General features: G+C 51.5%; 15 protein-coding genes. 7 read left to right on the top strand and 8 right to left on the bottom strand.

Annotated features, from left to right (window positions below):
• Window positions 1–30: 30 nt before the first annotated feature.
• Window positions 31–1,500 (top strand): cysteine--tRNA ligase, encoded by a 1,470-nt coding sequence (cysS, locus tag TBC1_RS00405; RefSeq protein WP_062036910.1) that lies wholly within the window; start codon window positions 31–33, stop codon window positions 1,498–1,500.
• Between the two features lie 55 nt (window positions 1,501–1,555).
• Window positions 1,556–3,244, top strand: a complete 1,689-nt coding sequence (locus TBC1_RS00400; RefSeq protein ID WP_062036907.1) for a M2 family metallopeptidase — start codon at window positions 1,556–1,558, stop codon at window positions 3,242–3,244.
• Window positions 3,245–3,891: 647 nt separating this feature from the next.
• On the opposite strand, the gene TBC1_RS00395 is transcribed toward TBC1_RS00400, so the two are convergent.
• The 3 genes from TBC1_RS00395 to TBC1_RS00385 all read right to left on the bottom strand — a co-directional run bounded on the left by TBC1_RS00395 (window position 3,892) and on the right by TBC1_RS00385 (window position 5,932).
• Entirely contained in the window at window positions 3,892–4,611 is a 720-nt protein-coding gene (locus TBC1_RS00395; protein WP_062036904.1) for a YdcF family protein, read from the bottom strand.
• A gap of 26 nt (window positions 4,612–4,637) precedes the next feature.
• Window positions 4,638–5,168 (bottom strand): hypothetical protein, encoded by a 531-nt coding sequence (locus TBC1_RS00390; protein WP_062036901.1) that lies wholly within the window; start codon window positions 5,166–5,168, stop codon window positions 4,638–4,640.
• Window positions 5,169–5,251: 83 nt separating this feature from the next.
• Window positions 5,252–5,932, bottom strand: a complete 681-nt coding sequence (locus TBC1_RS00385) for an SOS response-associated peptidase (protein ID WP_062036898.1) — start codon at window positions 5,930–5,932, stop codon at window positions 5,252–5,254.
• A 178-nt stretch (window positions 5,933–6,110) separates the two neighbouring features.
• Between TBC1_RS00385 and elbB the strand changes: the two genes are divergently transcribed.
• The gene (gene elbB / locus TBC1_RS00380) at window positions 6,111–6,761 is read left to right on the top strand and encodes an isoprenoid biosynthesis glyoxalase ElbB (protein ID WP_062036896.1); all 651 of its coding nucleotides are present in this window, start codon (window positions 6,111–6,113) and stop codon (window positions 6,759–6,761) included.
• A gap of 7 nt (window positions 6,762–6,768) precedes the next feature.
• On the opposite strand, the gene TBC1_RS00375 is transcribed toward elbB, so the two are convergent.
• The 5 genes from TBC1_RS00375 to TBC1_RS00355 form a co-directional block, all read right to left on the bottom strand.
• On the bottom strand, window positions 6,769–7,212 hold the full coding sequence (locus tag TBC1_RS00375; protein WP_062036893.1) for an NUDIX domain-containing protein: 444 nt from the start codon (window positions 7,210–7,212) through the stop codon (window positions 6,769–6,771).
• Window positions 7,213–7,451: 239 nt separating this feature from the next.
• Window positions 7,452–7,781, bottom strand: a complete 330-nt coding sequence (locus tag TBC1_RS00370; protein WP_062036890.1) for a hypothetical protein — start codon at window positions 7,779–7,781, stop codon at window positions 7,452–7,454.
• A 196-nt stretch (window positions 7,782–7,977) separates the two neighbouring features.
• Window positions 7,978–8,685: a 16S rRNA (cytidine(1402)-2'-O)-methyltransferase gene (gene rsmI / locus TBC1_RS00365; RefSeq protein ID WP_062036887.1), complete on the bottom strand. Its 708-nt coding sequence runs from the start codon at window positions 8,683–8,685 to the stop codon at window positions 7,978–7,980.
• Between the two features lie 5 nt (window positions 8,686–8,690).
• Window positions 8,691–9,986 carry a M28 family metallopeptidase gene (locus TBC1_RS00360; RefSeq protein WP_062036884.1) on the bottom strand — a complete coding sequence of 432 codons (1,296 nt, stop codon included), beginning with the start codon at window positions 9,984–9,986 and terminating at the stop codon, window positions 8,691–8,693.
• 46 nt (window positions 9,987–10,032) lie between these two features.
• Complete coding sequence (locus TBC1_RS00355; protein WP_062036881.1) at window positions 10,033–10,845, bottom strand: hypothetical protein; 813 nt, start codon at window positions 10,843–10,845, stop codon at window positions 10,033–10,035.
• Window positions 10,846–11,003: 158 nt separating this feature from the next.
• Here TBC1_RS00355 and TBC1_RS00350 point away from each other — a divergent pair, with 158 nt between their 5' ends.
• The 4 genes from TBC1_RS00350 (at window position 11,004) to pheS (ending at window position 14,277) form a co-directional block, all read left to right on the top strand.
• Window positions 11,004–11,582 (top strand): thymidine kinase, encoded by a 579-nt coding sequence (locus tag TBC1_RS00350; RefSeq protein WP_062036878.1) that lies wholly within the window; start codon window positions 11,004–11,006, stop codon window positions 11,580–11,582.
• A gap of 103 nt (window positions 11,583–11,685) precedes the next feature.
• On the top strand, window positions 11,686–12,528 hold the full coding sequence (locus TBC1_RS00345) for a peptidylprolyl isomerase (protein WP_062036875.1): 843 nt from the start codon (window positions 11,686–11,688) through the stop codon (window positions 12,526–12,528).
• Window positions 12,525–13,178, top strand: a complete 654-nt coding sequence (locus tag TBC1_RS00340) for a peptidylprolyl isomerase (RefSeq protein WP_082189417.1) — start codon at window positions 12,525–12,527, stop codon at window positions 13,176–13,178. Before TBC1_RS00345 ends, TBC1_RS00340 begins: the two co-directional genes overlap by 4 nt.
• Window positions 13,179–13,251: 73 nt before the next feature.
• Entirely contained in the window at window positions 13,252–14,277 is a 1,026-nt protein-coding gene (pheS, locus tag TBC1_RS00335) for a phenylalanine--tRNA ligase subunit alpha (protein WP_062036872.1), read from the top strand.
• Window positions 14,278–14,284 lie beyond the last annotated feature (7 nt).

Raw genomic sequence — 14,284 nt, 5'->3', positions numbered from 1 at the left:
TTTAATAATTTTGCCGGAAATTGCATCCCCATGGAAAACAAGCTGTTCATTTACAATACCCTGAGCCGGAAAAAGGAAGTTTTTGAACCCATCAATCCCCCGAATGTGGGGATGTATGTGTGCGGGCCCACGGTATACGGCGACGGTCACCTGGGCCATGCACGCCCGGCAGTTACCTTCGACCTGGTATTCCGCTACCTGAAGCACCTGGGCTACAAGGTAAGGTATGTGCGCAACATCACTGATGTGGGCCACCTCGAAAACGATGCCGACGAAGGAGAGGATAAGATTGCCAAAAAAGCACGCCTCGAGGCGCTTGAGCCAATGGAAGTGGTACAGTATTTCACCGACCGCTACCATAAAAATATGGAACAGCTGAACGTGCTCAGTCCCAGCATTGAGCCGCGGGCTTCGGGCCACATCATGGAGCAGATGAAGATGGCCGAGGATATCCTGGCCGCCGGACTGGCCTATGAAAGCGGAGGCTCGGTCTATTTCGACGTGGAGAAATACAACAAACAGTATCATTATGGCAAGCTTTCGGGCCGGGTAATCGAAGACCTGATGACGAACACCCGCGAGCTGGACGGACAGGACGAAAAACACAACCCTTTCGACTTTGCCCTCTGGAAAAAAGCCCAGCCCGAGCACATCATGCGCTGGCCTTCGCGCTGGAGCGACGGCTTCCCGGGCTGGCACCTGGAGTGCTCGGCCATGAGTACCAGGTACCTGGGCGAACGCTTCGACATACACGGCGGAGGCATGGACCTGCTCTTCCCCCACCACGAGTCGGAAATCGCGCAAAGCGTGGCCGCCAACCGCACCGAACCGGTTAAATACTGGATGCACAACAACATGATCACCATCAACGGGCAGAAAATGGGGAAATCGCTGGGCAATTTTATCACCCTCAACGAGTTCTTCAGCGGAAGCCACGCAGCCCTTACCCAGGCATACAGCCCCATGACCATACGCTTCTTTATCCTGCAGGCGCAATACCGCAGTACGCTCGACTTCAGCAACGAAGCGCTGCAGGGAGCCGAAAAAGGGCTGGGCCGCCTGATGGGCGCATGGCAGACCCTCGGTAAACTTCGTCCCTCCGATGCAAGTACCGTGGATGTGTCCGCTATCCGACAGTCATGCTACGACGCCATGAACGATGACTTCAACAGTCCGGTGGTGATCGCCGCCCTCTTCGACGCCGCGAGGATCATCAACCTGGTGAACGACGGCAGGGAGAAGCTTACGGAAGCTGACCTGGCGCTGCTGAAAGAGACTTTCAACACCTTTACGGGCGATATACTGGGACTTAAAACCGAAGCGACCGTTTCGGGCGAAAATGAACTGGTGGAAAACCTGATGCAGCTGATCCTGGAACTCAGGAAAAATGCCAGATCGGCCAAAGACTTCGCCACCGCCGATAAAATCCGCGATGAACTTACCCGTGCCGGGGTGGTGGTGAAAGACACCAAAGACGGGGCGGTGTGGAGCCGGGAGTAATTATCTGTCATCAGAAAGCCTTTATCTTACATCCATTACATAAATCAACCCTCGCATGAAATCAATTGCAAACCTGCTGCTAACAGCAATCACAGCTAGCCTGATCCTGGCGGGCTGCAGCAACAAAACCGAAAAAATGGAACAGGAACTGAAAGCATTTATCACCACCTGGGAACAGCAAGTGGAACCGCTTCAGAAGGAAGCTTACACCGCCTACTGGAATGCCTCCCTTTCGGGCCGCGACGAAGACTATGCCCGCTCCGAACAGCTTCAGCTGCAGCTGAGCAGCATCTACACCAGCAAGGACGACTTTGCCCTGCTCAAAAAAATCAAAGAATCGGGCGCCGTTCAGGACACCCTGCTCAAAAGGCAGCTGGAAGTGCTGTATACCGCTTACCTGAGCAATCAGATCGACACCGCGCTACTGGCAAAAAGAATTAAAATGGAGGTTGAAATTGAAAAAAAATATTCCAACTTCAGGGCCGAAGTAAATGGCAGACAGTTGAGCGATAACGATGTGGAAGACATCCTGAAAACCTCGCTCAACAGCGATGAGCTGAAGGCCGCCTGGGAAGGCCATAAAAAAATCGGCAACGTTGTGGCCGCCGATGTGATTGAGCTGGTTAAGCTGCGCAACGAGATCGCGCAAAGCCTGGGCTTTAAGAACTATCATGCCATGAGCCTGGAACTGGGCGAACAGGATCCGGAAGAAATCAGCAAGTTGTTCGACGAACTCGACGAGCTGACCCGCGATGCCTTTGCGGGATTGAAGGATGAGATCGACACCTTTCTCGCCGCAAGGCTGAAAATTACCAAAGAAGAGCTGATGCCCTGGCATTACCAGAACCGCTTTTTCCAGGAAGCGCCGGCCATCTACAGCGTGGATATGGATAAATACTACAAGGATCAGAACATTGAAGCGCTCACGGCCGGATACTATGAAAGCATCGGGCTCGATATTTCTGATATCCTGAACAACAGCGATCTCTACGAAAAGCCGGGAAAGAACCAGCATGCCTATTGCATCGACATCGACAATGCCGGGGATGTACGTGTGCTTTGCAACATTAAGCCCAACTACAGCTGGATGAACACCATGCTGCATGAGTTCGGCCACGGTGTTTACGATAAGTACATCGACCGCGACCTGCCGTTCAGCCTGCGGAATCCGGCGCATACATTTACCACTGAGGCTATTGCCATGATTTTCGGGCGTATGGCCGCCAACCCGGCCTGGATGCAGGACATGGGGCTGATCGATTCCACAGAACGCGCCACCATCGCGGAAGATACCTACAGGGTGCTCCGCCTCGAGCAGCTCACCTTCAGCCGCTGGGCGCAGGTGATGTACCGCTTCGAAAAAGCCATGTACGAAAATCCGGATCAGGACCTGAACGCCCTGTGGTGGAACCTGGCTGAGAAATATCAGATGATCCGTAAACCCGAAGGACGCAACGAACCCGACTGGGCCAGCAAAATCCATATCGCCACCGTGCCCTGCTATTACCACAACTACCTGCTGGGCGAACTCCTGGCATCACAGCTCAACCATTACATCACTGCCAACATCATAGGTTCGGATGATTTCAGGTATCAGAGCTTCTACGGAAGCAAGGAAACCGGACAATACCTCACCGATAAGGTCTTCAGGCCCGGCGCACAGTGGTACTGGAACGATATGATTGAAAAGGCCACCGGAGAAAAGCTCACGGCCAGATACTACGCCGAACAGTTTGTAAACTGATTTTCAAGCTGTTTATTAAGGAAATACGTTAAAACCCGGGTATCTGCACCCGGGTTTTAATTTTCATGATATACATGCGACCCCGCTGGGGTCATATAACCATTTCAGATTATTGGCTTATGCACCCTGCCTACTGCGGGAATAATTGGTTCAAGAGAAGCTTAATCCGGGTAAAACACCTAAACTTGTATCAAGACCCTGACTCCGGAGGAGTCACATGTCTATAGAAGGAGATCAATTGAAGAAATAGTACGACCCCGCTGGGGTCGATAAATATTTCTGCATTCCATTTTTCTATAAACATTTGACCCCGCTGGGGTCAGTAAATCCTTATGAATTCTGCATCTCCGGTAATGTGTGGATTTGTCCTGGAAATATCATACAACCGTTTCAGTTTATTGGCTTTATGCACCCTGCCTGCAACGGAAACGAAAGGCAAAATGGGGTTTAAATACAGCTTAAAACCATAAACTTGTATAAAGACTTTGACTCCGGAGGAGTCACATGTCTGTAGAAAGGCATCAGCATAGAAAAAATACGACCCCGGCGGGGTCGAATGATTTTGCAATTATCAAAATATCTGTTAGGGTCGGTAAATCGTTATGTATTAAACATTCTTTGATTGTGTCATAACAGGGTTTCACCGGCTATATCCACCCCCTGAGTTTATAATAAGCCAGCGCAAAATACTCCCTGAGCACGATCACCTCATATTTCAGGTGGTTCCAGAACTGGTAGCGGAACTGCAGGTTTTCTCCTATGGGTGGCGCCAGGCGGTTTCCCTTCAGGTCCCTGTCGTCGAAAACAAGGTCGGCCTCGAGGGAGGATTCAAAGGCCGGGAAGCCGCTGACATTGGTAAATCCGGCTTTTCGGAAACTCAGCACCGCCCTGCGGATATGTTCGGGCGAGGTAACGATGGCCAGCGGCCGGTTGCGTTCTGATGCAGGGATCATGGCAGCGATGTTGCGCGCCTGTCCCCGGGTGTTTTTTCCTTCGGTTTCGTGGAGGATATTATCCCCCTTCACGCCCCTGAGGATCAGCTCCCCGGCAATGGAAAGCGGATCGCCGGTACTGTCGTTCAGCTTGCCGGGCGCAGCCACAATCACCTTTGCTTCCGGAGATTCTTTTGCCAGCCAGGCCGTGTACCAGGCCCTGATCAGCCCGTTCTCGCTGGGGATACCTGCACCGGCCAGCATCACTATGGTTACCGGTTTTTCGCTCATTCTGCTGCCTTTGGTAGCCAGGCGGTAGTAGGCATGAAACGGCAGGGTGGTAAAGGCAAGCACTATCAGCAGCAAAAACGTGATGCCACCGGCCGGCAGCAAAATCCTGATCAATCTTCTGAAAAAGCCGGTTCGTCTCTTCATGGGCTGCAATCCGGTGGTTTCGGGGTTTATTGCTTTTTCACCACAATGGGCGGGGTTTGTATCACATTGCTTTCATTCAGGTCGCGGTCCCTGATAAACAGCTCAAACATGATGGTGTCGAAGGCTGAAAGCGGATTGTTTATAAACAGGGTGTCTTCAATCTCGCCGCTGATGGCCTTGTTTTTCCCTGCCGGGGTCAGGATGGGGATGCGCCCATTGAAGGTGGCCGTATCGTAAACAATGGTGGTGTCGTTGATATACCGCGGGGTCACCAGAAACACTTCCTGAAAACTACCGTTCTGCTTTTCGAAGTACCTGACGAACAGGTTGTAATCGTAGGGCGGCAAGGTGTCATAGTCATACAGACCGATGTTGCCGTCGCCGTCGGTAAATGAAAACCGCAGCACCCCGCGCTGATCAATGCCCTGGGCGTCGCGCAGCAACAGAAAATCCAGGAACTCAATCTGCGGCTCGGGCGGGTATTCCTCGTACTTTTTGCACGAAAACAACAACTGCGTCAGAAGGAGGAGAATCAGAAAAACCTTGAATCTGTTCATGCTGAAAAACAATTATGAAAAAAATAACGCGCAAAAGCTGTGCCGCATTACATAACGGGGAAATTTATTCTGCCAATCCCCGGCTAAGGTAGCGAAAAAAGATCATTCTGTCCGACAGGCCGGATCAGTTCAGGCCCTTCGGCGGATACTTTATTGACAAGGTCAGAAACCTTATAAACCTGCATCTTATTGCCCGGGAGGGGCCGCAGCAGTTTTCGCAGCAGCTTTTCATCTTTTTCGCCCATCCAGGCCTCATGATGTTCCTTTTCCAGGATTACGGGCATGCGGTCGTGTATGGGCTCCATCAGTTTATTGGCTTCGGTGGTAATGATGGTAAAGGACCGGATAAGGCTGCCTTCCGGACTTTTCCAGGCATCCCACAGGCCGGCCATGGCGAAGGGCGAGCCGTCGGCCATCACAAAACGGAAAGGCTGTTTTTTGCCGGCCCTCACCCACTCGTAAAAACCATCGGCGGGGACCAGACAACGTTGCCCGGCAATCAACCTGCGGAACATGGGCTTTTCACCCACACTTTCTGCCCTGGCATTGATCACCGGACTGCTGCGGGGCAACTCCTTCGCCCAAAAGGGGATCAGCCCCCACCTGAAATAGCGGAGTTTTGAAGGTTCATCTCCGGTTATCACCGCGAGGCTCTGCGTAGGCGCCCCGTTGTACCTGGGCACATAGGGTTCCTCCCCTCCCGCAAGGCGGAAGAATTCATTGAGCCGCTGCTCTTCGGTGGTAAGTGAAAACCTGCCGCACATACTGTCTGAATTATGGGATAAAGTTAAGGATTCCTGCCGGATATAACGGTAATCTGGTCCGGAATGCTTATTTTTGAATTTGAATAACCCTTGACCCGGCCCGTGAATCCCGCTTCACGGAAAGGGTTTTCAACCTTACACATACGATCATTGTTGTACATCATAAACCCATTGTAACATGAAAAAATTTGCCGTAGTCCTTGCCGGAAATGGCGTCTTCGACGGCGCCGAGATTCACGAAGCCACCTTAAGCCTGCTGGCCATCAAAAAGCATGGCGCTGATTATGAAATATTTGCACCTGACATTCCCCAGCACCATGTGATCAATCACCTTACGGGAAAGGAGATGAACGAAACCCGCAATGTACTGGTAGAAGCCGCCCGTATTGCCCGCGGGAAGATCAGGGACCTGAAACAGCTCAATGTCAGGGAATTTGACGCATTGCTTTTCCCGGGGGGATTCGGGGTGGCCAAAAACCTCTGCACCTGGGCTTTCGACGGCCCCGCCTGCAAGGTAAACCCCGATGTGGAAAAAGTGATCCGGGAGATGACTTCCATGAAAAAACCCATAGGCGCCCTGTGCATTTCACCGGTATTGCTGGCCAAGGTACTTGGGAATGTTGAAATTACCATTGGCAATGATCCTGCAACCGCCGCCGGCGTTGAAAAGGCCGGAGCCACGCACGTGAATACCGGCCATGGTGAAGTGGTACGCGACCCGCACCGCCCGGTGTTTACCACCCCCTGCTATATGCTCGATGCCAGCATTGTGGATATTGCCAACGGGGCCGAAAATATCGTAAAAGCCATACTTGCTGAGCTGAAGTAAGGAGAACCTAAAACCATCCCCTTTCACGGGCAAAGGCAATCGCGTCTTCCACTATTTTGTCGTGATCGAAAGCCAGGGGCGGAAGCTGACCGACCGGATGCCATTCCGCGGCAGCCGCATCATCGCCTGCTTTTGCCTGCGCGCCCGTATCACTGAGCATGCCCGCATAGGCAATGGATATCGTCCGGTGACGGGGGTCGCGATTCACGGCGCCATAGGTGTGAACCTGAAAAAGCGCCACGCCATTGATGCCCGTTTCTTCTTCCAGTTCCCTGACAACCGCCTTTTCGGGCGTTTCTTCCATATCCAGAAAACCTCCCGGCGCTGCCCACATCCCTTCAAACGGGGGATGCCCTCTACGGATCAGCAACACTTCCGGCGCTGTTTTGCCCATCCGGAATACAATGGCATCAACGGTAACGGCCGGACGGGGATAGGGGTAGGTAAACATATCTTTTTTTTTGCTAAATTAACCGGAAATCCGATACATAATGGCCCTGAAAGCTACCATTTGCGGAATGGATTGCTCTATAAAGTTTATTTATACTTCCTTTCAACAAAAAAGCCCGGAAACCCGGGCTTTCACACACACACTGAAAAAAATTCCATATCCGGCACAAACCCTGGATATGTTTTTATAATCACAGGCAAAATTGTGGAGATTCTGCCCGGACCATTCCTTTTATTTCATCAATACATCATAAATTTCAGCATCAGCCTGAACTGCTTTCCCATGGATTCATGATCAGATACCATCAGGCTATGGATGCGTCCCATCACATAATCAAGCAACCCGGCATGGGTGGCATTGGTTTCCTTCACCATAATATTCCCGTTATTGTCGGTCATCAGTTCAACATTCACCACACCCTCGAGGTAACTCCTGCGCGCAAAATCAGGATAAAAAATGGTTCTGCTGATTTCTTCCCTGAAACTGCGGTATTCCGAAGCGGCAAACATCGACCTGCATCCTTCCGGACTAACAACCATCACCAATGGTATCTGCATGTTCATTTTCATCGTAATGAATATTTGATAGCAGGTTTTTAGCCAATTCCGTGCCAAAATCGCATTGAATTGATTATTAGTTGATTAAAAACCAATTGTGAAATACCAACGTCCGGAAATAAAGGGCGAATGTCCGGAAACGAACGTAAACAACCTTAAGACGGACAGAAAACAAAAAGGTTACTGCAAACCGGCAAAAAAAGGGAAATCAGTCCTGCTGCTCCTCCGCTATGGCAGCATCTACCTGATCTTTACCACCAACGGTAATCACGATTTCCCCTTTGGGAGGGTTTTCCGTATAGTGTTTTGCCAGCTCTGACAATGACCCGCGGCGGTTTTCTTCGAAAAATTTCGTGAGTTCCCTGGATACGCAGGCCCTCCGGTCGCCGCCCATCACTTCGGCCAGTTGCTCAAGTGTTTTTACCAGCCTGAAAGGTGATTCATACAAAACAAAAGTACAAGCCAAAGCATCCAGGAAGGCAATTCTTGTTTGCCGCCCCTTTTTATGGGGCAGAAATCCTTCGAAATAAAACCGGTCGCAGGGAAGGCCCGAGTTGACCAACGCCGGGACAAAAGCGGTGGCTCCCGGGAGGGTTTCCACCTCTATACCCATGCCAATGCAGGTCCTCACCAGAAAAAACCCGGGATCAGAAATCCCCGGTGTGCCGGCATCGGTGACCAAAGCTACGGATTCGCCACCTGCAATACGGGCGGCAATGCTTTCGGCCGTGCGGTGTTCGTTGTGCATATGGTGCGACTGCATGCGTGTTCCGATGCCGAAGTGCTTCAGCAACAAGCCGGTTTTACGGGTATCTTCGGCGAGGATCAGCTGCACTTCCTTCAGCACGCGGATGGCCCGGAGGGTCATGTCTTCCAGGTTTCCCAGGGGTGTCGGTACCAGATATAGCTTGGACATAAGGCTCAGAATGTCAGTATAAAATCGCGCAGCAGCCTGAAAATATCTTCATATTCCGAAAAGGGAACCCGCTGCGACAGGTCGTATATTGTGTGGTACTCCCTGTGTTCCTTGCCCATTGAGTAAATGAACACGGAGGGCACGCCCTTGCGGTAAAAAGGGCAATGGTCGCTGTTGCAGCTTTCCCCCCTTTCGGCTACTTTCAGGATATACTCGTTATCGGCGTTGATGCGCACCATCCGCCGGTAATACTCCGGAAAAATGGTTCCGTTCACCACCGTAATGCCTTCGCTTCCGGTCCCTACCATATCCAGGTTAACGAGGAATTTAATCCGATCCAATGGAAATACAGGATTTTCAACGAAGTTTTCCGAGCCTTTCAGGCCCATTTCCTCTCCGGCAAAAGCCAGAAAAGCGAGGCTGTAGTCAGGCCGGTTGGCGGAATCGGCAAAGTGACGGGCGAGGTCCAGCATCATGGCCACCCCGCTGGCATTGTCGTTGGCACCGGGAAACCGCGCATTCCTTCCCATCATCCCCAGATGGTCATAATGCGCGGTGAAAACCAGCATGGAATCCGGGAATTTCTTCCCTTCGAGATAACCGGCAATATTCATCACCCGGTAAGCGGGATAAAACTCCGCATCCACAATGATAGCCGCATTTTCAGGTTTTCGCGGAAGCGCCTCCCCCAGCACTTCAACAACCGGATAGTCCAGCTGCCTGAAGCCCGGAGATACACTCCAGATAAGCTTTTCGCCCTGATTCACCATCAGGTATCCCCCGGCACCGGGGTAATTGGTACGCAACATGGAATCTGCCTGTCGGGATGCTGCCCCTTCAAGCAAACTTTTATCAAATGATAGTAAACTGTTTTTCAAGTCTTTACGCAGGATCTTGTCCAGTTTCCTTTGATTTGCAAAATCAGCAGAATCAAGGAAAACAATCTTAAATACGCCGTTCACCGGAGGACAGTCGGCCCGCACCACAAATTCAACCCCGGGCATCAGATCCCTGCCGCTGATATTCAGCATCATGCTTCCCGGAAAAGTATTTACCGGCAGGGTAAACTCACGGGAATAACTGTCGGTAAATGGCCGGACTCCCAGATCGAACAGCTGCCTTGTGATAAACTGGGAAGCCTGAAGTGAGCCGAAATTCACATAACCCCGGCCATAAAGGCCCGGAGCAGAGAGGGTATCCATGACATATCTGGCATAATCCACCTCCTGTGCTTTGGCCCCGTTTCCGGGACCTGCCAGGCAGCATAAAATGCCGGTAAGAAATAAGAGTACGCTTTTCATTTTTAAGCTATAAAGATCACTTACATTAACCTGCCGGGATGATTGCCTAGCCTGAAGTAATATAACGTCTTGTTACATATTCCAGAAGTCTTAAGAAAACCGGGTTCTCCGGGTCCCAGCCGTTCCGCTGCTGCAGTCCGGCAAACAACGAGGTAGCTTCAGCCTGGCCGGAGCAGTTGTTGAGCAGGGCAATGGCCTGGTTGTACATTTCGGTGGAGCCGTCGAACAACTCATTCACAAACTGAAACTTTTCGTTGATACCGATGGTGGCCTTCAGGTCGGCAATGGGTTTCAGGCTCATTTTATCAGAGAGGGTAAGGTCGTTCTTGCCTGATTGTATGCGTTCATTCACCGAGGGGACAATGGTTTTATGCTTATCATCGGTGGCTGAGCCAAACAGGTCGGGCAGGCCTTCAGGGCGCCTGGGTGACTGGGTGGGTGCAGCCGGGACCGGAGGCTCAGGCGCCGGTACATGAAAGAATTCTGCCGGAGGCACTGCGGCAACTACCGGTTGCTCGGGGACAGCAGGAACAGGTTGTTCCGGGGTCTGATACCGGGGAGGCTCCACCTCCATGCGGGGCGGTTCCGGGATATGCGGCGGAGCCGGAGGGGTAAATTCCGGAACTTTTACAGGGGTTTCGGCCACCGGAGACTGGTACTGAACGGGTTCCGCCTTCACCACCACCTCACGGACCAACGGATCCTTTAACTGCTCCGTTTTTACATAAAGCTGACGCAATAAGGAAAGCACAATATCCGCCTCTATGGCAGGCACCGCTTCGCCTGAAGCATTGATTTTTTCAAATCGTCCGTTCAGCTCCTTCAGTAAGTTGCTGATCTCAATCTTTAAATCGTTCATGTTAGTAAAAAAATAAAAAATCAGGAAGTAAAACGCCGAATCATGGTATTTTTGTACGTGAACGGCCGCCGGTTATGCGCGGAAGCATAAAAGTCCATAATCCCTGATTCATGCCGTTTTGCGTGGATAAAGGTAATAGAAAAATGAACAAGCACTGAATGTTTTTAGAAAGCGCCATAAACCCATCGCATCGCCGGGGCTGGATTGAGATCATCTGCGGCTCCATGTTTTCGGGCAAAACGGAGGAGCTGATCCGACGCCTGAACCGGGCAAGGATCGCAAAACAACGGGTGGAAATTTTTAAACCCTCGATTGATACCCGCTACGATGAAACCAATGTGGTATCACACAACGAAAATTCCATCACCTCCACACCTGTGCAGGCCTCTTCCCAAATCCTGATTTATGCCAATAATGTGGATGTTGTGGGTATTGATGAAGCCCAGTTTTTTGATGATGAACTGGTTTCCGTCTGCAATAAACTGGCAGGAAGCGGCATCAGGGTAATCGTTGCCGGTCTCGATATGGACTTCACCGGAAAGCCTTTCGGGCCCATTCCCGATCTGATGGCCACCGCCGAATATGTGACCAAGGTGCACGCCATCTGCATGCAGTGCGGCAATCTGGCCCATTACTCCCACCGCAAGACCGCCGATGAAAAACTGGTGATGCTCGGCGAAACCGAGAGTTATGAACCGCTTTGCAGGGAATGTTTCACCAAAGCCCGCGGGAAATAGCCTTACGGTTGTGACATGCAAATTGCGCTGCAGCAGTTACCTCACTTTTTTGTAGTTTTGCAACTTCCTGAATTGAAGAAATATGCTTCATAAGTCTTGTTATATGCTTATTTCGCTGATGTTTGCGCTGTTTGTGGCTGCGCCCGGGGCATCTGCGCAGCCGGCCGGGCAGGAAGAGCTGGTAGTGATATCGACCCCCAAAGGCGACATTACCCTGCGGCTGTTCGACGACACCCCCAAACACCGCGATAACTTTCTGAAGCTTGCCCGCGCGGGTTTTTACGACAGTACCCTGTTTCACCGGGTGATTGACGGCTTTATGATACAGGGCGGCGATCCCGACTCGAAGGGTGCCGCACCGGGCATTGAGCTGGGCAACGGCGGCCCCGGATACAGCATTCCTGCCGAAATCACCCCCGCGCATTTCCACCGCAGGGGGGTGCTGGCTGCGGCCCGCGAAGAGGATAAGGTCAATCCGGCCCGACTCTCTTCCGGTTCACAATTCTACATCGTTCAGGGAAAAGTGTTTACTGGAGAAAAGCTCGATATGCTCGAAAAGGAGCAAAACTCCCTGGCCAAACAGCGGATATTTGTCGATATCATGGACCGGCCTGAAAATCTGACGCTGAGAAATCAGTTCTTCTCGCCCGATGCAAAAAGCGATACCGCCCATTTCCGGTTTCTGCTCGACACCCTTAACCAGATGATCGACAGGGAGTTTACCGGCGATAAAGTATTCAGGCTTTCCGAAGCCGCACGTGAAGCTTACACCACTGTGGGCGGCGCTCCCCACCTCGACGGCAGGTACACCATCTTTGGCGAAGTCGTCAGCGGCATGGAAGTTGTTGATGCCATTGCCACGGAAAAAAGGGACGGAAACGACCGCCCACTGCAGGATATTCCAATGACCGTTAAAATTATTACCCGTAAAAAATCACAACCATGAAAAAACTGAGTTTACTTGTTTCTTTCACCTTGCTTTCAGTTGCCCTGTGTATGGCTCAGTCCCCAAAATCCGCAGCCGGCGCGCAAAAACAAACGAAAGTACTTATAGAAACCGAATACGGTAATATGACCGCCATTCTGTACAACGAAACCCCGCAGCACCGCGACAACTTCCTGAAACTGGTGAAGCAGGGCTGGTACAACGGATCCATCTTTCACCGGGTGATCAACCGGTTTATGATTCAGGGCGGCGGACAGGAAAGCAAGATGAACGACCCCGGTTATACCGTTCCCGCCGAATTTGTTCCGAAATATTTCCATAAAAAGGGAGCGCTGGCAGCAGCCCGTAAACCCGATCAGGTAAACCCCAAGAAAGCCTCTTCCGGCTCGCAGTTTTACATTGTCCAGGGTCAGAAACTGAACGATCAGCAACTGGATATGTACCAGAAACAGACCAACAGGGTAATCAGCCCCGAAAGGCGCGCCGCCTACAAAACCGTTGGCGGAACCCCTCACCTCGACGATGATTACACCGTATTCGGCGAAGTAATCTCCGGCCTTGAAGTGGTGGATAAAATCGCCGCCGTGCAGACCGGCCCCGGTGACAAGCCGGTAAAAGATGTGAAAATGAAAATCACTGTAATCAAATAATTTATTTCCGGCCGGTTCCGCTTACTTCGTGAACCTTCATACCCCGATGCCTTAACGGCAAATATTTTACTGAATGAAAGAAAAAATCAATCAATACCTGGCTGAAATTGATCTATTTACAGCCAAAACAAAAGATGAACTGGAACAGTTCAGGATCAAATATTCAGGGAAAAAGGGCATACTGAATGATCTGTTCGCCGACTTTAAAAACGTGGCTGCAGAGGAGCGCCGCGAAATGGGGGTGTTGCTGAATGAGCTGAAGGGCAAAATCCAGCAGAAAATCGACAGCCTGCGCGAAAGTCTTGAAGAACAGCATGCTGCTTCAACTCCGGAGCAGGATCTTACCCTGCCGGTGAATTTCCGCGATGCTGGTTCGCGTCACCCTTTGATGATTATCCGCAACCGCATCCTCGACATCTTTTCGCGCATCGGGTATACCGTGGCCGAAGGGCCGGAGATTGAAGACGACTGGCACAACTTCTCAGCCCTGAACTTTGCCCCGGAACACCCGGCCCGCGATATGCAGGACACCTTTTTTGTTGAAAAGGACCCTGATGTGGTGCTGCGCACGCACACCTCGAGCGTTCAGGTGAGGGTGATGGAAAATACCCGGCCGCCCATCCGTATGACCTTCCCCGGAAGGGTTTACCGCAACGAGGCCATCTCGGCCCGCGCCCACTGCTTCTTCCACCAGGTGGAAGGATTGTATGTGGATAAGAATGTAAGCTTTGCCGACCTGCGCCAGACCCTGCTCTATTTTGCCAAAGAGATGTTCAGCCCCGATACCCGTATCCGGTTGAGGCCGTCTTACTTCCCGTTTACCGAGCCATCGGCCGAAATGGATATTTCATGCAACCTTTGCGGCGGTAAAGGTTGCGGCTTCTGCAAATACACCGGCTGGGTGGAAATCCTCGGCTGTGGCATGGTGAATCCCAATGTGCTGAAAAACTGCGGCATCGACCCGGAAGTCTATTCAGGCTTCGCCTTCGGCATCGGCATCGAACGCATCACCAACCTGGTTTTCAATGTAAAAGACCTGCGCATGTTCTCCGAAAACGATGTACGTTTTCTGCAGCAGTTTGAATCGGCCTGGCAATAGACTGAAA

The organism is Lentimicrobium saccharophilum, from assembly GCF_001192835.1.
In the GTDB taxonomy this organism is placed as follows: Bacteria; Bacteroidota; Bacteroidia; order Bacteroidales; family Lentimicrobiaceae; genus Lentimicrobium; species Lentimicrobium saccharophilum.
This window is presented reverse-complemented; position numbering and strand designations above follow the sequence as displayed.

Excerpts from the sequence above, each read along its gene's own strand:
- TBC1_RS00385 (WP_062036898.1), bottom strand. The coding sequence starts at position 5,932 with ATGTGCGGCAGGTTTTCACTTACCACCGAAGAGCAGCGGCTCAATGAA.
- pheS (WP_062036872.1), top strand. The coding sequence starts at position 13,252 with ATGAAAGAAAAAATCAATCAATACCTGGCTGAAATTGATCTATTTACA.
- TBC1_RS00395 (WP_062036904.1), bottom strand. The coding sequence starts at position 4,611 with ATGAAGAGACGAACCGGCTTTTTCAGAAGATTGATCAGGATTTTGCTG.
- rsmI (WP_062036887.1), bottom strand. The coding sequence starts at position 8,685 with ATGTCCAAGCTATATCTGGTACCGACACCCCTGGGAAACCTGGAAGAC.
- TBC1_RS00370 (WP_062036890.1), bottom strand. The coding sequence starts at position 7,781 with ATGAAAATGAACATGCAGATACCATTGGTGATGGTTGTTAGTCCGGAA.
- TBC1_RS00340 (WP_082189417.1), top strand. The coding sequence starts at position 12,525 with ATGAAAAAACTGAGTTTACTTGTTTCTTTCACCTTGCTTTCAGTTGCC.
- TBC1_RS00375 (WP_062036893.1), bottom strand. The coding sequence starts at position 7,212 with ATGTTTACCTACCCCTATCCCCGTCCGGCCGTTACCGTTGATGCCATT.
- TBC1_RS00345 (WP_062036875.1), top strand. The coding sequence starts at position 11,686 with ATGCTTATTTCGCTGATGTTTGCGCTGTTTGTGGCTGCGCCCGGGGCA.
- TBC1_RS00360 (WP_062036884.1), bottom strand. The coding sequence starts at position 9,986 with ATGAAAAGCGTACTCTTATTTCTTACCGGCATTTTATGCTGCCTGGCA.
- elbB (WP_062036896.1), top strand. The coding sequence starts at position 6,111 with ATGAAAAAATTTGCCGTAGTCCTTGCCGGAAATGGCGTCTTCGACGGC.
- cysS (WP_062036910.1), top strand. The coding sequence starts at position 31 with ATGGAAAACAAGCTGTTCATTTACAATACCCTGAGCCGGAAAAAGGAA.
- TBC1_RS00350 (WP_062036878.1), top strand. The coding sequence starts at position 11,004 with ATGTTTTTAGAAAGCGCCATAAACCCATCGCATCGCCGGGGCTGGATT.
- TBC1_RS00400 (WP_062036907.1), top strand. The coding sequence starts at position 1,556 with ATGAAATCAATTGCAAACCTGCTGCTAACAGCAATCACAGCTAGCCTG.
- TBC1_RS00355 (WP_062036881.1), bottom strand. The coding sequence starts at position 10,845 with ATGAACGATTTAAAGATTGAGATCAGCAACTTACTGAAGGAGCTGAAC.
- TBC1_RS00390 (WP_062036901.1), bottom strand. The coding sequence starts at position 5,168 with ATGAACAGATTCAAGGTTTTTCTGATTCTCCTCCTTCTGACGCAGTTG.